This window comes from Klebsiella pneumoniae (assembly GCF_000742135.1).
GTDB lineage: Bacteria > Pseudomonadota > Gammaproteobacteria > Enterobacterales > Enterobacteriaceae > Klebsiella > Klebsiella pneumoniae.
This window is the reverse complement of record NZ_KN046818.1, coordinates 2,068,585-2,088,892: the sequence shown is the minus strand read 5'-3', so window position 1 is coordinate 2,088,892 and position 20,308 is coordinate 2,068,585. Positions and strand designations below refer to the sequence as shown.

Below are 20,308 nucleotides of genomic sequence, written 5' to 3'. Positions count from 1 at the left end.
AGGAAAACGGTTAACAGGACGGCTGGTAACGCTGGTACTGGCGCTGAATGGCGATCTGGTCGGCAATATATTTGGCATCGTGCCAGACGCCCCAGATAAAGGTGGACCCGCGCCGCGAGAGCCACGGCAAGCCGAGGAAATAGACGCCCGGCTCCGTCGATACGCCGCGGTGATGCTGTGGCCGCTGTGCGTCATCGAAGGCGTTGACCTTCAGCCAGCGATAGTCAGTGGTGTAGCCCGTCGCCCAGATGATGGTGCCGATCCCGGCCTCGGCCAGATTGAGACTGAGCAGCGGGTCGGTAACGCAGGCCGGATCGGGCAGAAATTCGCGGGCGGAGGGCTCTTCGGGCAGGTCCATGCCGTTGCGGGCCACCCACGCGTCCGCGGCGTCGAGCAGCGCAAGGTAGGAGGCATCGCCGCGGCGGATATTCTCCGCCAGGTCGGGGTGAAACAGTGCTTTGTCACCGTCAAAGCCGCGGGTCTGCCCCACTAACGTGACCCCCTGATGCGCCAGCTGGCGAAAATCGACGGTATGGCCGCCGCGCGCGCCGCTCACCGCGATAGTGACATGCTCTTTACCCGGCGCATTGGCCGCGGCATCCCACATTCCCAGCACCCCGAGCCACCAGCAAAAATCGCGCTGACGATAGCGACGCGGCGGGCGGTCGTGCGCTCCCACCGACAGCCACACCGCGCGTCCGGCTCGCTGTAGCTCATCGGCAATCTGCACGCCGGAGGATCCTGCGCCAATCACCAGCACACCGCCCTCCGGTAGCTGCTGCGGGTTAAAATAGTGCGCGGAGTGGAGCTGCTGAATAGCCTGACTCTGTGGGGCGATGGCCGGGATCACTGGCCGCTGAAACGGCCCGGTGGCCGCTACGATCCGCTGCGCTTCAATCCCCCCCTGCGAGGTGTCAATACGAAAGCCCGGCCGTCCGACGAGGCGTTCGGCGCTGAAAACCTCCACCCCGGTACGGATCGGCGCATTGAAGCTGCGGGCATAGGCGGCAAAATAGTCTGCCACCTGCTCTTTGCCGACAAAGCTGTCTGCCGGGCAGTCCGGGAACACCATCCCCGGGAACCGATCGTGCCAGGCCGGGCCGTTGGCGACCAGCGAATCCCAGCGTCCGCTGCGCCAGGCCTGGGCAATACCCTGCTTTTCCAGCACCAGGTGGGGGATATCCAGCCGGGTCAGATGCTCGCTCATGGCGACGCCCGCCTGCCCCGCGCCCACCACCAGGGTATCGATCTCGGTAATCTGTTCAGTCATTTCGCTATCCTTCAAGCACAGTTGCCGACGACGTCGCCGGAATTGACGGCTTTCAGGTTATTTAACTGTGACGAATTGGTAAAATATTATAAAACGATCGACTGAATAGAATTTTGCGAGGCTGAGTGACGACAAAAAATAATGCCTGCCGGATCGACAGGCGTTATTTCAGGCGTGAGTTGGGGTTAATTCGATGCTGCGACAATAATCCATAAACAGTTGCGTCGGCCGCGTGGGCTCATTATTCGCGAGATGCGCCATAATTAAGGTCGAGGCGGGCATCTCGTCGGCAATATCCCGCTGCACCACTCTTTCACCATCGTAGGTCATGTCGCAGCAGGGCCGGGTGACCAGTACCGAAAAACCCAACCCCTGACCCACCATACAGCGCACCATTTCAATGGAGGGGGAACTGTAAGCCACTTCCGGGTGATAACCCTTTTCCTTAAAGATGGAGATAAAATAATTTTTACTGGGGACCGCATCGAGGAGGATCATCGGCTCACGGCTCAGCTCCTGCAGCGTCACCTGCGCCTTCTGCGCCAGCGGATGCGCGGCGGGCAGCAGCGCGTAGGGTTTATGCGGGGCATTGAGCCGTTCTTTATTGATTGAATGGCCGAGCTCCAGATCGTAGACCAGCGCCAGGTCGAAGCGGCCGCGGTGCAGGCCATGCATCAGCTCATGCTGTTCGCCGTCGTACAGATGCAGGGTGATTTCCGGATAGCATTTCTTAAACCCGGCCACCAGCTTCGGCATATACAGCGGGGCCACCGATTCAAAGCAACCGATGGAGATCATGCCAGAAACCAGCTCTTTATCCGCTCGCGAATTCTGTTCGAACTCCCAGGACAGGCGCAGCAGCTCTTTCGCTTTATCGTAGATCCGCCGACCGCTGGAGGTGAGCGAAACGCCCTGCGCGTGGTGGCGAATAAACAGCTGCTGGTCGAAGGTGCTCTCCAGATTCTTGATGGCAATCGAAATCGACGGCTGCGCAATGTGCAGCTGGCGGGAGGCCTCGGCGATACTCTCCGTCTCCACCACGGTGACGAAATATTTGAGCTGCTTCAGGGTAAATCGGTTCATAGCATCACCATTGATAAAATATGGTCCGGCGCACGTGGGGAATAGTTTTCCTCTAAGTCCCAAGCAATCCGCGTGCCACCCCCGGAAAAGAGCGGCGCGTTGCCCGACAAGGGGCGGCAATATTTATTATTGCTCTACGCCCGCGTGGTTTATTTCCGCCGTTGCACCATCATGCGCCACGCTGCACGCCAGACAGGCAGCAGCTGCCCCAGTTTCGCGCAAAATACCCTTCCCCCACAAAATAGCGTTATTGAATTACTGTCATTGTTTTTAAATTGTTTACACAAAGTATCTCAGCAATCACTTTAAATTCCATATCGTTAATATCGTTGTATAGTTTTTTTAAACTTAAAGGCCAAAAATTTACTAATTGCCTCTGAAAGCATCCTGCCAGCATAGTGTATTCGCACGATGAATACCGGTGGCTCCCCATTACGGCACAGCCGAGCCACTTTAATTTTTGATAATTATGACGAGTGAAATAGCCCATGACGTTTAACTGGAACTACATGTTAAGCCTGCTCAGCGATGCCGATTTTTGGTGGGCCACCTGGACCGTCATTAAATTAAGTCTGCTGACCTGGGGCTGCAGTATTGTGCTCGGATTTATTCTGGCGCTGGCCAAACAGTCGCCGCGCGGCTGGTTATCCACCCCAGCCCGGCTGTATATCTGGTTATTTCGCAGTATGCCGCTGCTGGTCCTGCTGATTTTTGTCTACAACATGCCGCAGGCGCTGCCCTCCTTCGCCCCGGTGCTGAACGATCCCTTCTGGGCCGGCCTGCTGGCGATGGTTCTCAGCGAAGCGGCTTATATCGCCGAGATCCACCGCGGCGGATTGCTCTCCATCCCTCGAGGGCAGAGCGAAGCCGCGCGGGCCCTGGGGTTGCGCTACGCCGGGATCCAGTGGCGGGTGATCATCCCCCAGGCGCTGCGCGTCGCCCTGCCGGCGCTGGCCAATGAATATATCGCCATCGTGAAGCTCAGTTCACTGGTGTCGGTGATCTCCCTGACCGAAATATTGATGGTCGGCCAGCAGCTCTACTCGCAGAACTTTCTGGTCATGGAGACGATGACGGCCGTGGCGTTTTATTACATCTTTATCGTCACGGTGTTCGATTTTCTGCTGAAACGGCTGGAGAACTACCTTGACGTAACCCAGCGCAATACCGCTCGTCCGGTAGATGCCGAGATGCAGCGGCTGGCCAGCGCCCGCCGCCCGGCGATGGCGCGCAGCGTCACCCAGAGTCATGAGCCGGCACTGCAGGCCTCTAAGCTGCATAAGGCCTACAACAACGTCGAAGTGCTGGGGGCGGTGAGCCTGCAGATCCAGCCCGGCGAGGTGGTCTCGGTCATCGGTCCGTCAGGCTCGGGGAAAACCACCCTCATTCGCCTGCTGAACGGTCTTGAGCAGATCGATAACGGCGAAATTCAGATTAACGGCCAACCCTTTATTCACCTCGACCGCCAGGGGCAGCAGAAGCCGCGCTTTATGGAGAATGCCGAACATCGCCTGAACATCGGCATGGTGTTCCAGAGCTTTAACCTGTTCCCGCATCTGACCGTGTTCGGCAATCTGCTGCTGGCCCCGCGCTATCACCATCTGGCAAGTGACGCGGAGCTGCGCCAGCACGCCTGCGAACTGCTGCACAAAGTGGGCATGCTGGAGCACGCCTGGAAGTATCCACACCAGCTCTCCGGCGGACAGCAGCAGCGGGTGGCGATCGCCCGCGCCCTGATGATGCGTCCGCAGATCATGCTGTTCGATGAGCCCACCTCGGCGCTGGATCCGGAAAAAGTGAATGAAGTGCTGCAGGTTATCGAATCCCTGGCCCACGAAGGCATCACGATGGTCATCGTCACCCACGAGATGAACTTCGCCTTCAAAGTGTCTGACCGGATCGTGTTTATGGAGAAAGGCCGGGTGGTGTGCGATGACACGCCGCAGGCGATGCGTAGCGGGCATCACCCGCGGGTCGAGGCCTTTCTGAAAGATGTTTCTCTGGCTTAACTATCGGAACGTGAAGAGGAAAAACTATGATTGCGCAGTGGCAAATTGATCAGTTTCATCAGCAGGGTTTTCTAGTGGTCGAAGAAGTGCTTTCCAGCGCTGACATCGCCGCCCTGCAGAGCGATTTCGACGGCTGGGTCGAGGAGAGCCGCCGCCACGCGACGGCGTGGGGAGAAACCCTCGACGGGCGGCCACGTTTCGATATCGAACGCGACCATGCTCCCGACCATCCGTCGCTGCGCCGGGTCGCCTCACCGACGGAGATCTCCGAGGCCTATCGCCATACTGCGCTGAATTCGCGGATGGCTACCATCGCCGCGCAGTTGATCGGCGGCAGCGGCACCCGCTTTCATCACAGCAAAATTAACTCCAAGCTGCCGCACACCGCCACCGAGGTGAAATGGCATCAGGATTTCCTCTTCACCCCACACAGCAATGACGACATCATCACCGCTCTGCTGATGGTCAGCGAGGTGACGCCGGAGAATGGCCCGCTCAACGTGGTGCCGGGCAGCCATCAGGGGCCGCTGTGGACCCACTGGCAGGAGGGGCGCTTCACGGGGGCGGTGGATGATGAGGTGGTGGCGACGCACTGCCAGCAGCCGCAGGCCTGTTTTGGCCCGGCGGCTCGGTCTGCTTTATGCATACCCGCCTGCTGCACGCCTCCAGCCCCAACGAGACCGCCCTGCCGCGCACCCTGTTCATCAGCGTCTACGCCGCCGAGGATGCGCTGCCCTTCGGCGAAAACCCGCTGCCGAGCCGCCATGCCGGCCAGCTGGTGGCCGGGGAAGAGAGCGGTCTGGTGCGCAGCACCGATAACCAGCTTCGCCTGCCGCAGAAGCCGCGCGGCGCTTCGTTTTTTGTTCAGCAGGCCGGTACCGATCGCGCCAGCATGTAATTCGCCCACACTCCGGAGGTTTTATGACACGCTTTTTCGCACCACGCCCGCTGGCTCTGCTGCTCTGCGCAGTGGGGGCTCTGACATCCCTGAACGCGCTGGCCTTCCAGCAAAGCGGTAAGATCACCGCTGGTTCGGACATGACCTTTTTCCCTTACGAGTACATGGAGAACAATAAGCCGGCGGGGTTTGATATTGAACTGCTCAACGGCCTAGCGAAGAGCATGGGCCGTGAAGCAGTGAATATCGATACCCGCTTCCCCAACCTGATCCCCGGGCTGCAGGGCGGGCGCTTCGATATCACCAACTCGTCGATGTACATTACCGCCGAGCGCCTGAAGGTGATCGACATGGTGCCGTACCTGAAAAGCGGGGAGGCGATCCTCGCCCGCAAAGGGAGCGACTACCAGCCTAAGACGCCGGAAGACTTCTGCGGGCATAAAATCGGCTCGATGGGCGCCACCTCGTGGCTGGCGCAGTTGCAGAAGCTTTCCGCCGACTACTGCGTGAAGAAAGGGCTGAAGCCAATTGCGTTGAGCGTCTATACCACCGACCCGCAGACCACCCAGGCGCTGCTGTCGCGCGCAGTGGATGCGCAGATCACCGACGCCGCCGTGGCGCGCGGGGTGGTGGAAAAGCTGGGCAACCGGGTGGTTATCTCCTCTGACACGCTGATCTATCCGGTGCTGAACGGCTTTGGCGTTAAAAAAGGCAACATGGAGGTGAAAAACGCCCTCGAAGAGGCGCTGAAAAAATACAGCGCGACGCCGGAATATGCCGCCCTGCTGAAGAAATATCACTTCCAGGCGCCGACGGAAGAGGATCTGCAGACCCTGATGCCGAAAGCGGAGTAATGCCCATGCGCGATTCCGATGAAGAGCAGATCCGCATCGACCTGGCGGCCACCTTTCGCATCATTGCCCATCTCGGCATGCATGAGGCGGTGGCCAACCATTTCAGCGCCGCGCTCTCCGCTGACGGGAAAACGTTTTTACTCAACCCGAAGTGGAAACACTTTTCGCGCATCCGCGCCAGCGATCTGCTGGTGCTGAACGCCGATGATGAACGTTGCGCCGCGCGCCCTGACGTCGATGCCACCGCGTGGGCCATCCACGGGCAGATCCATCAGCGACTGCCCGACGTGCGGGTGGTGCTGCATCTGCACCCGGTGTACACCACCAGCCTCGCCTGTCTGGCGACGCCGCAGATCCTGCCCATCGACCAGAACACGGCCCGCTATTTTAACCGGGTCGCCGTCGATACCCTGTACGGCGGGATGGCGGACACCGCGGCAGAAGGCGCCCGGCTGGCGGGGCTGCTGGCAGATAAACGCCGTCTGCTGATGGGCAACCATGGGGTGCTGGTGACCGCCCCGAACATCGGCGAAGCGTTCGACGATATCTGGACCCTGGAGCGCGCCTGTCAGATCCTGATCACCGCCTGGTCAACCGGCCAGCCGCTGAAGGTGCTGTCAGACGCGGTGGCGGAAAAAACCGCCCAGGACTGGGAGAAGATTGCCGATTTCTCCAGGCAGCACTTTGCCGAGATGAAGCAGTTGATGATCGACCTCGATCCCTCGCTGGTGGACTAACCCCGCGCCAGCCCGGGTCAGCCCGGGCCGTCGCTGGCCGCCGCCAGCAGCGGCACGATGATATCGCTGAGCGGCGTCGGAATGCCGTGCTGACGCCCGCGACGCTGCACCACGCCGTTACGAATATCCCACTCCAGCGGTCGGCCATTGAGGCGATCGATCAGAATAGAGGTGCTTAAGTCGGCAGGCGCCCGATGAAAGCCGGCGATAATCTCCTCCGACACGCTGTCGCTCAGGGCGGCCCCTTCCGCCCGCGCCACCTGCAGGCATTCGCGCAGATAAGCCAGTCCGAGGGCAGTGATGTCCTCCCGGGCGAACATCCCGGCGCGTCGTCCGGTCAGCACCATCAGTCCGGCAACCGCGTTCTGCAACAGTTTGCGCCAGGCAACGGTGGTAAAATCAGCCGCCAGGTCCACCGCGCAGCGGGTTCCCGCCAGCGCCTGCTGCACTCGCTCTGCCCCCGGCAGATCCGGCAGCGTCAGGCGCGGCGTGGCACGCAGCCAGACAGAGGCATCGGCATCGCGCTGCGCCGGGAACCAGACCACCGACGGCAGCACCGTCGCGCCGCCGGTCAAGGGGGCAAACTGCTGGCGCTGCTCAACGCCGTTTTGCAGCACGCACACCACGGTGTCAGGGGAACACAGGGCCGTCAGCCAGGGGGCGATGGCCTCCGTCTGGGTGGTTTTCACCGCGACAAAGACCAGGTCGAAGGGGGCGGATATCGCCATCGGGTCGGTGTGCACCGGGCCGGGCACCACGATCTCACCCTCGTCAGTGCGCAGCACCAGCGCCGAATGGGCGGTACGCCCGCAGACCATCGGCGCCCTCCCCCTCTCAAACAGGGCGGCGGCAATCGTGGTGCCGATGGCGCCGGGACCAATTAGCGCAACCTTAGGAAATGCTGTCATGCCGAAGACCTCCTGATGATTCACCGCCCAGATTAGGCAAAGATTGCCCTCCACAGTAGCGAGAAAGACCGGAAGTCGGCAAGGGGCGCGTCGGGAAAGCCTTTCGCCTTCCCCGACGGAGGGCTAGTAGCGCACGCAGACGGATTTGGTTTCGCACCAGCCGTCGAGCCAGTCAGGGCCGAAATCGCGGCCGGTACCAGACTGCTTCATGCCGCCGAAAGGCAGGTTGGCGTCAATCAGGGTATGGCTGTTGACCCATACCGTTCCCGCCTGCAGACGGTCGGTGTAGTTCAGGGCCTGGGTCAGATCGCGGGTCCAGACGCTGGCGGTCAGACCAAAATCGCTGTCGTTGGCCAGGCGCAGCGCCTCCTCGCCATCGGCCACTCGCACCAGGTTCACCACCGGGCCAAAAACCTCCTCACGGCTGAGACGCAGTCCGGCGTCGGGGTTTACCACCAGCGTCGGCGGAATATAGTACCCTCCCGCATCTGGTCCGGCGCTGCCGCTGATAAGCTCTGCCTTCTGCTGGCGAGCCTCTTCGAGGTAGGCCGCCACCTTGTCGCAGTGGGCCCGGGAGACCACCGGGTTGATCTGCGCCGTCTCCTGCATCCCCGGCCCCACCTGCAGCGATTTCACCGCCTGCTCGAAGCCGCTGACCAGGGTGTCAAACAGCGGCGCTTCGATGTAGATCCGCGAGCTGGCGGCGCAGACCTGCCCCTGATTGAGGAAGCTTCCGGTCATCAGCCCCTCAATAACCCACTGGGGGTCGGCGTCTTTGAGCACAATCGCCGGATTCTTGCCACCCAGCTCCAGCGTCACGCGGGTCAGGCGGTCGGCAGCCACGCGGGCAATCTGTTTCCCGGTCGCCGTCGAGCCGGTAAAGCTAACCTTCGCCACCTGCGGATGGGCGGTCAGCGCCGCGCCGCAGCCGGCGCCGCTGCCGGTGACCACGTTGAACACCCCGTCAGGAATGCCCGCCTGGGTCGCCAGCTCCGCCACCCGCAGCAGGGTCAGCGGGGTGGTTTCCGAGGGTTTGATGACTATCGAACAGCCCGCCGCCAGGGCCGGCATGACCTTCCACATGCCGATCATCAGCGGGAAATTCCACGGGACGATGCCCGCCACCACCCCGACCGGCTCTTTTTTGGTCCACGCCTGGTAACGCGCCCCTTGCGGGAACGGGATCGAAACGTCCAGCGTCCGGCCGCTGATCTTGGTGGTCAGCCCCGCGGTGTAGCGCATCCAGTTCAGGGTGCAGCCGACCTCAAAGGCGCGGGAAATGGCAATGGATTTCCCCTGCTCGAGGGTTTCCAGTTGCGCCAGCTCTTCGCCGTGCTGCTCCACCAGATCGGCAAAACGCAGCAGGATGCGTTCACGGTCAGCCGGGGTGCGCCCGGCCCAGCGGCGATCTACAAAAGCGCGCCAGGCGGACATCACCGCCCGGTCGACATCCGCCGGGCTGGCGTCGGCGGTGGTGGCAATCGCCTGCCCGGTGGCCGGATCCCAGACGGTTAACCGGTTTTCGCTCTGCGCGGCGCAGGGGGCGCCGTCGATATACAGGCCATGCTGACGGTCTAAAAACTGCTGGACGCTGGCAAGCAGCGCTATCTGTGAGGTGGACATACCCTTTCCTTATTCATCGCGGATAGTGCTTTCAGTCTATGTCTGGTTGGCGGTTGGCGCTTTTTTCTCTGTGACATTCGTTTGCGCCGCTGTGACAGTCGCCGCAATTCCGTCGTCTGCCCTCGCAGAAATGTGCCGCGGGTAATAGTTCTTTCATATACCCGCCATCGCGCCCTTGCCTGAGGCGACACAAATGCAACAATGCGGAAACATTGTTATTACAGGAGAAGGGCGAATGATGACCACGGCAGAGGGGGGGCTGGCATATCAGCGCTGGCTGGCGACGATCAATCAGGTCTGCGGCCATTTCGCCGCCCGGCCGCTGAAGGAGAGTTTCCACGGCGAGATTGACGCCCGCTACGCCGGCAGCCTCAAGGTCAGTACCGTCACCGCCGCCGGCGTCAATCTCTACCGCACGCGCAATGAGATAAAACGCGATAACGACGCCTGGTTCTATACCGTGTTTCAGCTCGCCGGCGAAGCCATCATCGAACAGGACGATCGCCAGGTGACGCTGGCGGCAGGCGATATCACGTTAATCGACGCCGCCCGCCCATGCTCCATCGTCTGGCAGCAGACCTCACGTCAGGCCTCGCTGCTGCTGCCGCGCCAGCGGGTGGCGCCCACAGGGGACATCACTACCGCCTGCCGGCTGGACAAATCTCTGCCAATGGTCCAGCTCAGCCAGCGACTGCTGCTGGAAAGCATGGGCGGCACGACGCTCTCCGCCAGCGAGAGCGAAGCCGCGCTGGAGGCGATCGCCTGCCTGTTGCGCCCGGTGCTGCATCAGCGCGATCCTGCCCCTTCCCGGCGGGAAAAGCAGTTTCAGAAGATTATTGCGTTAATCGATGCGTCCATTCAGTCGGAGCATCTGCGTCCGGAGTGGCTGGCCAGCGAGACGGGCATGTCGGTACGCAGCCTGTACCGGCTGTTTGCCGACCAGGGGCTGGTGGTGGCGCAGTATATTAAGAACCGGCGGTTGGATCTGTGTGCCCAGGCGTTACAGAACGTCCATGACGATGAAAAGCTGGCGGGGATCGGCTACCGCTGGGGCTTCAGCGACCACAGCCATTTCTCCACCGCCTTTAAGCAGCGCTTTGGCGTCACCCCGGGGGAATACCGCAAGCGCTGTCGCTAATTATTTGCGCAGCCACTGGCCGTTCAATCCCTGGACGTACTCCCCGGGCTGCGCGCGGGCCACCAGCTTCTGCCCGGCCATTTTCGCCACTTCATCCACCGGCAGATTGTTGTCATCCGCCAGCTGCTGGTAGCTTTCGCTGCGCGCGGCGTTAATCTGCTTTACCAGCGCCAGCGTCTCTTTATCCTGACGCAGCGGCGCGAGATAGCCGTTCAGCGTCTCCCCCACTCGTCCCTGCTGGCGCGCTTCGCTCAGGGTCAACGCCAGCGCGGGCGCGCTGAGTAAAGCCAGCGTCAGCGCCGCGGTTAACAGTCGTTTTCTCATCGTCGCCTCAGAACAAATCGCTGCGGGATTTGAGCAGGTTTTCCACATCCTTATCGACCTTGATATGGATCTCATGCTCAATTTTGACATTCATATTGATGGTGATGGGCTCTTTCGACGCCGCGATTTCGATGCGCGGCGTACAGCCGGCGAGCAGCATCGACGCCGCCATGGCCAGTAACAGCTTCTTCATTTAGGTTCCTTACATGTCTTACCGTCCGTACAGCGCCGTACGGGCAGCGTAGCATTCTGCTCGAGCCACGCCTGTAAATTGTCGCCGAAGCGCAAACTGCGCCACAGGTCGAAAATATTCTCTTCATGAGCGTAGTTTAAATGCACGGTACTGCTTTTCCCTTCCACCCGGCTGGTGCCGTTGATGCTGGCCTTAAGCGTCAACACGCCCAGATTATCGAGGTTAATCTGCGTCCACGAGCGGGAGATTTCCATATAGCGCAGCCAGTTAATCGCCGCCCCGGCGGAGACGTTATCCGCCACCAGCGCATCGGCGGTGTCTTTATCCAGCCGCAGGGTCATCGGTCCGTCATTGCGCAGCCAGCCGTCGTGGATGATCCATTGATTATTCTCCAGCCACAGCGGCAGCGCGCCGCTCACCGCGCCGGACATGGCGAACTGTTTCACCTTGACGGCGCTGGTCAGTTCGCTGCTGGAGATATGCTGCAGGCGGATCAACGCCGGGTCGCGCTGCGGCATACGCAGCTGCAGCAACGTCAGTTTCCCGCCTAACAGATCGACGCTGACGTCGCTGAGCTGCAGCGGATTGGCCTCGCTCCACGGCCAGGTGCCCTGCAGGTCCGCCGTCAGATTACGCGCGGTGACTTGGTTGACGATTTCGCCAATGCGCAGGGAGACCGGGCGGCGGATGCCCAGCTGCCAGTGACCGTCGCTGAAGCGGAACGGCAGGACGAAGTCGACGCCGTTGATCTGGTTATCCGGCATCCAGGCGCTGCCGCCCTTCAGGACGCCATGGCCGCCCGCCTCAAATCCCTGCCCGGCTGCCGCCGAGAAGGCCACCTGCGCGTAGAGACTGCCTTCGCGCAGGTTCATCTTCCAGTCCGGCGGCACCAGCGGCTGGAACACCGTTAGCGACTGTTTTGGCCACCACGCCTGGCCGCGCAGCCGTTCGCCATCCCAGCGCCCGGACAGACGCACCGGACCGATAGCCTCGGCATGCAGGGCGCCGGTGAACTGGAACCACGTCGGGTCCCGACCGTCGAGGGCGAATTTCAGCGTTGAGGCCGGGAGATAGCTGCCGCCGGAGAAGGTGGTTTTGGCGGCGTCCAGCGACAGCGCGCCGGTCAACCGCGGATGCTCAGCATCGCGCAGCCAGCGGATCGGCTGCTCGAGGGTCAGACGCGGGGTGCTGACCCGCATTGTGCCGTACTCAAGCTTATCGAAGCCGGTGGAGAGGCTGCTCAGGGTAATAGCATTGTCGCGCCACTCCCCGCTGCCCTTCACATCCCAGCGCGCCTGCATCGGGGTAAAATGTCCCTCGCCCCAGTAGCGCCACTGCCAGCGGCCGCTGTCGGGCAGAAAATCGCTCGCCTGACCGTCCAGATGCAGCGTAAAGTCGCCCATCTGCTGCTCATGGGCGCGAAGGATCGCCTGCAGGCGGCCATCGACGCCCTGCTGAGTGACCTTAACCCCGGCCAGCGGCCAGCGGATTTCGTCAATATTCAGCGCGTCGATCACCCGCCCGCGCGAGCGCAGCAACGCACCGGGGTGAAAAGCCAGCTGCGGGCTGATCAGCGGCCCGCTGAGCTGAGCCGGCAGCGCCGCGTATAGTATCATCTCCCCCAGCTTGGCCTCGCCGGTGAGCCGCAGCGGCAGATCGCTGTTATCCATGCTCAGCTTGCCCGGACCAATATTCAGTACCGCATTGCCCTTCCCGGCATGCCCCTCGGTGAGAACATTCAGGCGACCGCTGACGATCATCTGTTCGGTGCCCTGCTGCCAGTTACCCACCGACAGCGCCACCCGCCCGCGCAGCGGATACGCCTCGTAACGGGTGCGCCAACGGCCGTCGCTGATGGTGATCCGCTCCGGAGTGATCTCCCACGGCAGGTCCAGAATAGGCTCTACCTCACCCCGCGGGGTGACCAGCAGCTGGCCGCGATTGTGCTGCCACTCGAGCTCAGCATCGATCCATTCCGCAGTCTGCGGGAATTCGAAGGTGCCCTGCATCTGGCCGTCGACCGGCAGACCATCCGGCACCAGCGGCAGATGGAAGGTCCCCACCAGCTTCACCGGCGGCTGATCGTCAGTCAGCCGGGCGCTGAACTGGCTGACGGTGAGCGCCTGGCCGCGCAGGCGCGCCTGCAGACTCAGTTCCTTCCCGGCAAAGCCGATATCCTGCTGCGCAGGCGTTAATGACATTACCAGCCGCCCCTGCCATTTCTCCCACGGCGACAGCCGCAGATTGTCAATGGTTAACCAGCTATAGGGCAACATCGATTGCCATTCGGCAAGCGTGCGCGGTGAACCGGGAGAGGGATCGCTGGCCGGCAGTTTGCTCAGGCAGGCGCTGTTGATCTCCAGCTGGCCAATATGCAGCCGCCAGCGGCTGGGACGCGAGAGACGGGCATCGGTCACCCGGGCGATTTCACAGTCGCCCACCAGATAACGCAGATCGGGGATCAGCAGGGCCGACCGCGTCAGGCGCGGGCTCTCCTGCAAAGAGATACGCGTGCCCACGGGCAGCCAGATGCCCGCCAGCGTCGGCACCGAGTGGGTTAGCGTCAACAGCAGGGTTAGCGGCAATAACACCAGAACTAACACCAGCGCGATGGCGGCTTTATATTTACCCTTCATGGGCAGTTAATATCCTGATTCAACATAAGTAAAAGCCGAAAGGCGTCCATTGTGACACGTTCGACCACTGAGTGAAAGTTTACGGCCTGTTAAAGCATAGTTGCCAGCCGGACTCGCGGCGCGACGTTCGGCCATTATCATTTAACTGTTGTTTAAGTCGCCCCTGCCACACTCCAGCCAGACGGGAATAGCTTGCGGGAGAGGCGGTGTCGTTAATTATCTCGCTCATAGAGAGCGCACAGGACCACTATCCATGGGTATTGCTGATTGTTTTTCTGCTTACCTTCACTAAATCCTGCGCATTGGTCTCGCTGGCAATCCCCGGCACCTCCGGCCTGCTGCTGCTGGGAACATTCGCTTCCGCCAGCCTCGGACATTTCCTGTTAATGTGGTCCAGCGCCAGCCTCGGCGCCATCGGCGGATTCTGGCTATCGTAGCGGCTGGGCATTCGCTACCGTCATCGCCTCACCCATCTACGCTGGCTGACCGCCGAGCGTCTGGCCCGCAGCCGCCTCTTCTTTCAGCGCTATGGCCCGTGGGCTATCTTTTTCAGCCGCTTTCTCTCTCCCCTGAGGGCTACGCTGCCCTTCGTTAGCGGCGCCAGCAGTCTGCCGCTGTGGTCGTTTCAGCTGGCTAACGTCAGCTCCGGTCTGCTGTGGCCGCTTCTGCTGCTCGCCCCCGGCGCTTTCAGCCTCAGTTTGTGGTGAAAAAACTTTGTCTTTCAAAGAGATTCCGCAAGTCCGCGATATGCTCTAGAATTAGGATTAGCACCCTCTCATTAAACTATTTTTTAATAATTGTACGATTATTTTAAATATGCTACCGTGACGGTATAATCACTGGAGAAAAGTCTTATGAAAATCGCGGTTTATAGTACGAAGCAGTACGATAAAAAGTACCTGCAGCACGTTAATGATGCATACGGCTTTGAACTGGAATTCTTCGATTTCCTGCTGACAGCGAAGACTGCCAAAACCGCCAACGGTTGCGAAGCGGTATGTATCTTCGTCAATGACGACGGCAGCCGCCCGGTGCTGGAAGAGCTGAAGGCCCACGGGGTGAAATATATCGCCCTGCGCTGCGCCGGGTTTAACAACGTCGACCTTGAGGCGGCAAAGGAGCTTGGCCTGCGCGTCGTGCGCGTTCCAGCTTACTCTCCGGAAGCGGTCGCTGAGCATGCGATCGGCATGATGATGTCGCTCAACCGCCGCATCCACCGCGCTTACCAGCGTACCCGCGATGCCAATTTCTCCCTCGAAGGCCTCACCGGCTTCACCATGTACGGCAAAACCGCCGGGGTGATCGGCACCGGGAAAATTGGCGTAGCGATGTTGCGGATCCTTAAAGGCTTCGGCATGCGCCTGCTGGCGTTCGACCCGTACCCAAGCGCCGCCGCGCTGGAGCTGGGTGTGGAATATGTCGACCTCGCCACGCTGTACAAGGAATCGGACGTGATCTCCCTGCACTGTCCGCTGACCGACGAAAACTACCACCTTCTCAATCGCGAAGCCTTCGATCAGATGAAAGACGGGGTGATGGTGATCAACACCAGCCGCGGCGCCCTGATCGACTCTCAGGCGGCCATCGACGCCCTGAAGCACCAGAAAATTGGCGCGCTGGGGCTGGACGTTTATGAGAACGAACGCGATCTGTTCTTTGAAGACAAATCCAACGACGTGATCCAGGACGATGTCTTCCGCCGCCTCTCCGCCTGCCATAACGTGCTGTTTACCGGCCACCAGGCGTTCCTCACCGCCGAGGCGCTGATCAGCATTTCGGAGACCACTCTGGGTAACCTGCAGCAGGTCGCCAACGGCGAAACCTGTCCGAACGCCATCGTCTAATGCCTTTCCCTTTTGTGCTCCTCTCCCGGGGGGAGCACATTCAGATAATCCCCACAGATCCCCGCTGCGATACCGTTACACTGGCTTGGTTTTATTAGTTATGTGAATGTTTTGGAGTGAAAATGAACAAATTTGCGGCGCTTCTGGCGGCAGGTATGCTGCTGTCCGGCTGTGTCTATAACAGTAAAGTGTCCACCGGTGCGGAACAGCTGCAGCATCATCGTTTCGTGCTGACCAGCGTCAACGGCCAGGCGGTCAACGCCAGCGACCGGCCGCTGGAGCTGAGCTTCGGTGAGAAGATGGCTATTACCGGCAAGATGTATGTATCCGGCAATATGTGCAACGGCTTTAGCGGGGAAGGTAAAGTGTCGGACGGCGAGCTGAAGGTCAAATCGCTGGCGATGACCCGGATGCTGTGCCACGACGCCCAGCTCAATACCCTGGATGCGACGATCGACAAGATGCTGCGCGAGGGTGCGCAGGTCGATCTGACGGAAAACCAGTTGACGCTGGCGACCGCCGACCAGACGCTGGTCTATAAGCTCGCCGACCTGATGCACTAGCCGGCGTTGAGGTGCCGCTGACGCTGCCCCGCGACGGGGCCGCTGTTAGTAGCCGCAGCTGCCGCCCGCCAGCGCCTGCTCGCTGCAGCGTTTGCCGTTCGGCAGCGCGCACATGCCAATCGCCGAACCATCGAGCTGACGAGCCACCGATAACGAGCCGCCTATCATGGCGCAGTTGGCCTGACCGGCGTCGCTCATCGCCGCCCGCATTCCCGGCGTGACGTGCGCCGCCGTGGCCTGCTGAACGGGTTCACTACTGCACGCGGACAGCAACAGCGCCGCACATCCTACTAACATCGCAGCTCGCATTCTCTCTCCCCTCGGAAACGTCTTAAAAAAGCAAACCCCAGAATAATAGGCAGCGTGGCGGGCGGCGTCGAGAGGGGAAGTACGTATTTATGCGCCTCATTAACATTTTCTAGCAAATTTTCGCCTAAAGCTTGATCTGCCTCGGCCATGTCGCCCGGCGCAGGTGGTTCATCTCCCGGCAGGCAGCCATTTTCTCCGCGAACCACGCAAAATATTGATCTGGTCACGGGTACCCGGCGCATTGAGGACACAAATGCAAAAATGGCGGGGTCAGCGGTTTGCTAAACTACCCCTTATATAATTACAGGGCGCGTCGCGGTTTCACGCGTCCATTCTTTTGCGCAATGTAAGGGTGTCTTCATATGATTACGATTGATGGTAATGGCGCGGTCGCTTCCGTCGCGTTTCGCACCAGTGAAGTTATCGCCATCTACCCGATCACGCCCAGTTCAACGATGGCGGAACAGGCTGACGCCTGGGCCGGCAATGGGCTGAAAAACGTCTGGGGCGATGTTCCCCGCGTGGTCGAAATGCAGTCGGAGGCGGGTGCCATTGGCGCCGTACATGGCGCGCTGCAGACCGGCGCCCTCTCCACCTCCTTTACCTCATCGCAGGGCCTGCTGCTGATGATCCCCACGCTGTACAAACTGGCCGGCCAGCTGATGCCGTTTGTGCTGCACGTCGCCGCCCGCACTGTCGCTACCCATGCGTTGTCGATCTTCGGCGACCATTCCGATGTCATGGCCGTCCGCCAGACCGGGTGCGCCATGCTGTGCGCCAGCAGCGTCCAGGAAGCGCAGGATTTCGCGCTGATCTCGCATATCGCCACCCTGCAAAGCCGGGTGCCGTTTATTCATTTCTTTGATGGTTTCCGTACTTCGCACGAAATCAACAAAATCGCCCCGCTGGCGGATGACACCATTCGCGCCCTGCTGCCGCAGGATAAGATCGCTGAGCATCGCCAGCGCGCGCTCAACCCGGAACACCCGGTGATCCGCGGAACCTCGGCCAACCCCGACACTTACTTCCAGTCCCGGGAAGCTACCAATCCGTGGTACGACGCGGTGTATGACCATGTCGAGAAAGCGATGGACGACTTCGCTGCCGCCACCGGCCGTCAGTACAAACCGTTTGAGTTTTACGGCCACCCGCAGGCAGAGCGCGTGATCGTCATTATGGGCTCGGCCATCGGCACCTGCGAAGAGGTGGTCGATGAGTTGCTGAGTCGCGGCGAGAAAGTCGGCGTGCTAAAAGTCCGCCTCTATCGCCCGTTCTCCGCCGCCCACCTGCTGGCGGCGCTGCCGGAGAGCGCCCGCGCGGTTGCCGTACTGGATCGCACCAAAGAACCCGGCGCGCTTGCCGAACCGCTTTACCTCGACGTGATGACCGCCCTGGCGGAAGCCTTTAACCGCGGCGAGCGCGAGACGCTACCGCGCACTATCGGCGGCCGCTACGGTCTCTCCTCCAAGGAGTTTGGTCCGGAATGCGTGCTGGCGATATTCAGTGAACTGCAGGCCGCCCAGCCGAAGCCGCGCTTTACCGTCGGGATCTATGATGACGTGACCAACCTGTCGCTGCCGCTGGGCGAAAATACCCTGCCGGCAGAGGCCAAGCTCGAGGCCCTGTTCTACGGCCTCGGCAGCGACGGCAGCGTGTCAGCTACCAAAAACAACATCAAAATCATCGGCAACTCGACCCCATGGTTCTCCCAGGGCTATTTTGTCTATGACTCGAAGAAAGCGGGCGGCCTCACCGTCTCGCATCTGCGGGTCAGCGAAAAACCGATTCGTTCATCGTATCTGATTTCGCAGGCTGATTTCGTCGGCTGCCACCAGCTGCAGGTTATCGATAAATACCAGATGGCCGAGCGGCTGAAGCCCGGCGGCATTTTCCTGCTCAACACGCCGTACAGCGCCGATGAGGTCTGGTCCCGCCTGCCCCAGGAAGTCCAGGCCACCCTGAATCAGAAAAAAGCGCGTTTTTACGTGGTCAACGCGGCAAAGATCGCCCGCGAATGCAGCCTCGGGGCGCGCATTAATACCGTGATGCAGATGGCCTTTTTCCATTTAACCCAGATCCTGCCGGGTGATAGCGCGCTGGCGGAACTGCAGGCAGCCATCGCCAAAAGCTACAGCAGTAAAGGTCAGGAGCTGGTGGAGCGCAACTGGCAGGCGCTGGCCCTGGCCCGTGAATCACTGGCGGAAGTACCGCTCCAGCCGGTGAACGCCAGCAGTCCGAACCGCCCGCCGGTGGTCTCCGACGCCGCGCCGGATTTCGTCAAAACGGTCACCGCCGCGATGCTGGCCGGCCTCGGCGATGCGCTGCCGGTTTCCGCTCTGCCGCCGGACGGCACCTGGCCCATGGGCACCACCCGCTGGGAGAAACGCAACATCGCCGAAGAGATCCCCATCTGGAAGGAAGCGCTGTGTACTCAGTGCAACCACTGCGTCGCCGCCTGCCCGCACTCGGCGATCCGCGCCAAAGTGGTCGCCCCGGAAGAGATGGAGAACGCCCCTGCCAGTCTGCACTCGCTGGACGTAAAATCCCGCGATATGCGCGGACAGAAATACGTTCTGCAGGTCGCCCCGGAAGACTGCACCGGCTGCAACCTGTGCGTCGAAGTGTGCCCGGCAAAAGACCGCCAGAACCCGGAGATCAAGGCCATCAATATGATGTCCCGCCTGGAGCATGTGGAAGAGGAGAAGGTCAATTACGAGTACTTCCTCAACCTGCCGGAAATCGACCGCAGCAAACTTGAGCGCATTGATATTCGCACCTCACAGCTGATCAGCCCGCTGTTTGAATACTCCGGCGCCTGCTCGGGCTGTGGCGAAACGCCGTATATCAAACTGCTGACCCAGCTGTACGGCGACCGAATGCTGATTGCCAACGCCACCGGCTGCTCCTCCATTTACGGCGGCAACCTGCCCTCGACACCATACACTACCGACGCCAACGGCCGCGGCCCGGCGTGGGCCAACTCGCTGTTTGAGGATAACGCCGAATTCGGGCTCGGCTTCCGCTTGACCGTCGACCAGCATCGCCAGCGCGTGATGCGCCTGCTGAGCGAATTCGCCGACAAACTGCCGGCAGAGCTGAACGCGGCGCTGCACGCCGAGGCGACGCCGGAAGTTCGCCGCGAACAGGTGGCAGCCCTGCGTCAGGCGCTGGCCGGCGTGGCGGGAGCTGAAGAGCTGCTGACCGATGCCGACGCACTGGTGGAGAAATCCGTCTGGCTGATCGGCGGCGACGGCTGGGCTTACGATATCGGCTTCGGCGGCCTGGACCATGTACTGAGCCTGACGGAAAACGTCAATATTCTGGTGCTGGACACCCAGTGTTACTCCAACACCGGCGGGCAGGCGTCAAAAGCCACCCCGCTGGGAGCAGTGACTAAGTTTGGCGAGCATGGCAAACGCAAGGCGCGTAAAGATCTGGGCGTCAGCATGATGATGTACGGTCATGTTTATGTGGCGCAAATTTCGCTGGGCGCGCAGCTGAACCAGACGGTGAAAGCGATTCAGGAAGCGGAAGCCTATCCGGGGCCATCGCTGATCATCGCCTATAGCCCTTGCGAAGAGCATGGCTACGATCTGGCGCTCAGCCACGACCAGATGCGTCAGCTGACCGCCACCGGCTTCTGGCCGCTCTACCGCTTCGACCCGCGTCGGGCAGATGAAGGCAAGATCCCGCTGGCGCTAGATTCCCGTCCGCCATCAGACGCGCTGGCCGAGACGCTGCTTAATGAGCAACGTTTCCGCCGCCTGAACGCCCAGCAGCCTGAAGTGGCGGAGCAGCTATGGAAAGACGCCGCCGCCGATCTGCAGAAGCGCTATGACTTCCTCGCCCAGCTGGCTGGCAAAGCGGAGAAATCGCCAAGCGAAGGTTAACCGCCCCGTCACCTTTGTCCATAAAAAAA

15 protein-coding genes and 2 pseudogenes are annotated in these 20,308 nt (G+C 60.9%); 9 read left to right on the top strand and 8 right to left on the bottom strand.

Annotation, left to right across the window (positions count from 1 at the left end):
- Nucleotides 1-10 precede the first annotated feature (10 nt).
- Together DR88_RS15510 and DR88_RS15515 are read right to left on the bottom strand one after the other, a co-directional pair.
- Nucleotides 11-1,270 (bottom strand): flavin-containing monooxygenase, encoded by a 1,260-nt coding sequence (locus DR88_RS15510; protein WP_004148215.1) that lies wholly within the window; start codon nt 1,268-1,270, stop codon nt 11-13.
- A 168-nt stretch (nt 1,271-1,438) separates the two neighbouring features.
- Nucleotides 1,439-2,353, bottom strand: coding sequence for a LysR substrate-binding domain-containing protein (locus DR88_RS15515; protein WP_004190428.1), 915 nt, complete (start codon nt 2,351-2,353; stop codon nt 1,439-1,441).
- A gap of 488 nt (nt 2,354-2,841) precedes the next feature.
- Between DR88_RS15515 and DR88_RS27290 the strand changes: the two genes are divergently transcribed.
- The 4 genes and pseudogenes from DR88_RS27290 to DR88_RS15525 all read left to right on the top strand — a co-directional run bounded on the left by DR88_RS27290 (nt 2,842) and on the right by DR88_RS15525 (nt 6,851).
- Nucleotides 2,842-4,362: an amino acid ABC transporter permease/ATP-binding protein gene (locus DR88_RS27290; protein WP_004148211.1), complete on the top strand. Its 1,521-nt coding sequence runs from the start codon at nt 2,842-2,844 to the stop codon at nt 4,360-4,362.
- A gap of 26 nt (nt 4,363-4,388) precedes the next feature.
- A pseudogene (locus tag DR88_RS0125650) lies at nt 4,389-5,260 on the top strand (phytanoyl-CoA dioxygenase family protein).
- Between the two features lie 23 nt (nt 5,261-5,283).
- Nucleotides 5,284-6,114, top strand: coding sequence for an ABC transporter substrate-binding protein (locus tag DR88_RS15520; RefSeq protein WP_016947240.1), 831 nt, complete (start codon nt 5,284-5,286; stop codon nt 6,112-6,114).
- Between the two features lie 5 nt (nt 6,115-6,119).
- Nucleotides 6,120-6,851 carry a class II aldolase and adducin N-terminal domain-containing protein gene (locus DR88_RS15525; protein WP_016947239.1) on the top strand — a complete coding sequence of 244 codons (732 nt, stop codon included), beginning with the start codon at nt 6,120-6,122 and terminating at the stop codon, nt 6,849-6,851.
- A gap of 17 nt (nt 6,852-6,868) precedes the next feature.
- Here DR88_RS15525 and DR88_RS15530 read toward each other — a convergent pair whose 3' ends face one another.
- Nucleotides 6,869-7,759 carry an oxidoreductase gene (locus DR88_RS15530; RefSeq protein ID WP_025862099.1) on the bottom strand — a complete coding sequence of 297 codons (891 nt, stop codon included), beginning with the start codon at nt 7,757-7,759 and terminating at the stop codon, nt 6,869-6,871.
- 123 nt (nt 7,760-7,882) lie between these two features.
- Entirely contained in the window at nt 7,883-9,382 is a 1,500-nt protein-coding gene (locus DR88_RS15535; RefSeq protein ID WP_004140136.1) for an aldehyde dehydrogenase family protein, read from the bottom strand.
- 235 nt (nt 9,383-9,617) lie between these two features.
- On the opposite strand from DR88_RS15535, the gene feaR reads away from it, so the two are divergent.
- Nucleotides 9,618-10,520: a transcriptional regulator FeaR gene (gene feaR, locus DR88_RS15540; RefSeq protein WP_016947236.1), complete on the top strand. Its 903-nt coding sequence runs from the start codon at nt 9,618-9,620 to the stop codon at nt 10,518-10,520.
- On the opposite strand, the gene DR88_RS15545 is transcribed toward feaR, so the two are convergent.
- From DR88_RS15545 to DR88_RS15555, 3 genes are read right to left on the bottom strand one after another with little or no spacing between them, the layout of a single operon-like run.
- Entirely contained in the window at nt 10,521-10,844 is a 324-nt protein-coding gene (locus tag DR88_RS15545) for a YdbL family probable chaperone protein (RefSeq protein WP_002902522.1), read from the bottom strand.
- Nucleotides 10,845-10,851: 7 nt separating this feature from the next.
- Nucleotides 10,852-11,037, bottom strand: a complete 186-nt coding sequence (locus DR88_RS15550) for a YnbE family lipoprotein (protein ID WP_002902519.1) — start codon at nt 11,035-11,037, stop codon at nt 10,852-10,854.
- The gene (locus DR88_RS15555; RefSeq protein WP_004148203.1) at nt 11,034-13,673 is read right to left on the bottom strand and encodes a YdbH family protein; all 2,640 of its coding nucleotides are present in this window, start codon (nt 13,671-13,673) and stop codon (nt 11,034-11,036) included. Before DR88_RS15555 ends, DR88_RS15550 begins: the two co-directional genes overlap by 4 nt.
- 206 nt (nt 13,674-13,879) lie before the next feature.
- Here DR88_RS15555 and DR88_RS0125645 point away from each other — a divergent pair.
- From DR88_RS0125645 to hslJ, 3 genes and pseudogenes are all read left to right on the top strand, one after another.
- Nucleotides 13,880-14,380, top strand: a pseudogene (locus DR88_RS0125645) (DedA family protein).
- A 147-nt stretch (nt 14,381-14,527) separates the two neighbouring features.
- The gene (locus DR88_RS15560) at nt 14,528-15,517 is read left to right on the top strand and encodes a 2-hydroxyacid dehydrogenase (RefSeq protein ID WP_002902515.1); all 990 of its coding nucleotides are present in this window, start codon (nt 14,528-14,530) and stop codon (nt 15,515-15,517) included.
- 122 nt (nt 15,518-15,639) lie between these two features.
- Nucleotides 15,640-16,080 carry a heat shock protein HslJ gene (hslJ, locus tag DR88_RS15565; protein WP_002902513.1) on the top strand — a complete coding sequence of 147 codons (441 nt, stop codon included), beginning with the start codon at nt 15,640-15,642 and terminating at the stop codon, nt 16,078-16,080.
- Nucleotides 16,081-16,125: 45 nt separating this feature from the next.
- Here hslJ and DR88_RS15570 read toward each other — a convergent pair whose 3' ends face one another.
- Nucleotides 16,126-16,389 carry a putative hemolysin gene (locus tag DR88_RS15570; protein WP_004140155.1) on the bottom strand — a complete coding sequence of 88 codons (264 nt, stop codon included), beginning with the start codon at nt 16,387-16,389 and terminating at the stop codon, nt 16,126-16,128.
- A 362-nt stretch (nt 16,390-16,751) separates the two neighbouring features.
- Here DR88_RS15570 and nifJ point away from each other — a divergent pair, with 362 nt between their 5' ends.
- Entirely contained in the window at nt 16,752-20,279 is a 3,528-nt protein-coding gene (gene nifJ, locus DR88_RS15575; RefSeq protein WP_004148198.1) for a pyruvate:ferredoxin (flavodoxin) oxidoreductase, read from the top strand.
- The last annotated feature ends 29 nt before the right edge of the window (nt 20,280-20,308 follow it).

Bases quoted from the DNA above. Each gene is read 5' to 3' on its own strand.
- DR88_RS15545 (WP_002902522.1), bottom strand. From the start codon at position 10,844: ATGAGAAAACGACTGTTAACCGCGGCGCTGACGCTGGCTTTACTCAGC.
- DR88_RS15555 (WP_004148203.1), bottom strand. From the start codon at position 13,673: ATGAAGGGTAAATATAAAGCCGCCATCGCGCTGGTGTTAGTTCTGGTG.
- DR88_RS15515 (WP_004190428.1), bottom strand. From the start codon at position 2,353: ATGAACCGATTTACCCTGAAGCAGCTCAAATATTTCGTCACCGTGGTG.
- DR88_RS27290 (WP_004148211.1), top strand. From the start codon at position 2,842: ATGACGTTTAACTGGAACTACATGTTAAGCCTGCTCAGCGATGCCGAT.
- DR88_RS15550 (WP_002902519.1), bottom strand. From the start codon at position 11,037: ATGAAGAAGCTGTTACTGGCCATGGCGGCGTCGATGCTGCTCGCCGGC.
- DR88_RS15560 (WP_002902515.1), top strand. From the start codon at position 14,528: ATGAAAATCGCGGTTTATAGTACGAAGCAGTACGATAAAAAGTACCTG.
- DR88_RS15510 (WP_004148215.1), bottom strand. From the start codon at position 1,270: ATGACTGAACAGATTACCGAGATCGATACCCTGGTGGTGGGCGCGGGG.
- nifJ (WP_004148198.1), top strand. From the start codon at position 16,752: ATGATTACGATTGATGGTAATGGCGCGGTCGCTTCCGTCGCGTTTCGC.
- DR88_RS15530 (WP_025862099.1), bottom strand. From the start codon at position 7,759: ATGACAGCATTTCCTAAGGTTGCGCTAATTGGTCCCGGCGCCATCGGC.
- DR88_RS15520 (WP_016947240.1), top strand. From the start codon at position 5,284: ATGACACGCTTTTTCGCACCACGCCCGCTGGCTCTGCTGCTCTGCGCA.
- DR88_RS15570 (WP_004140155.1), bottom strand. From the start codon at position 16,389: ATGCGAGCTGCGATGTTAGTAGGATGTGCGGCGCTGTTGCTGTCCGCG.
- DR88_RS15525 (WP_016947239.1), top strand. From the start codon at position 6,120: ATGCGCGATTCCGATGAAGAGCAGATCCGCATCGACCTGGCGGCCACC.
- hslJ (WP_002902513.1), top strand. From the start codon at position 15,640: ATGAACAAATTTGCGGCGCTTCTGGCGGCAGGTATGCTGCTGTCCGGC.
- DR88_RS15535 (WP_004140136.1), bottom strand. From the start codon at position 9,382: ATGTCCACCTCACAGATAGCGCTGCTTGCCAGCGTCCAGCAGTTTTTA.
- feaR (WP_016947236.1), top strand. From the start codon at position 9,618: ATGATGACCACGGCAGAGGGGGGGCTGGCATATCAGCGCTGGCTGGCG.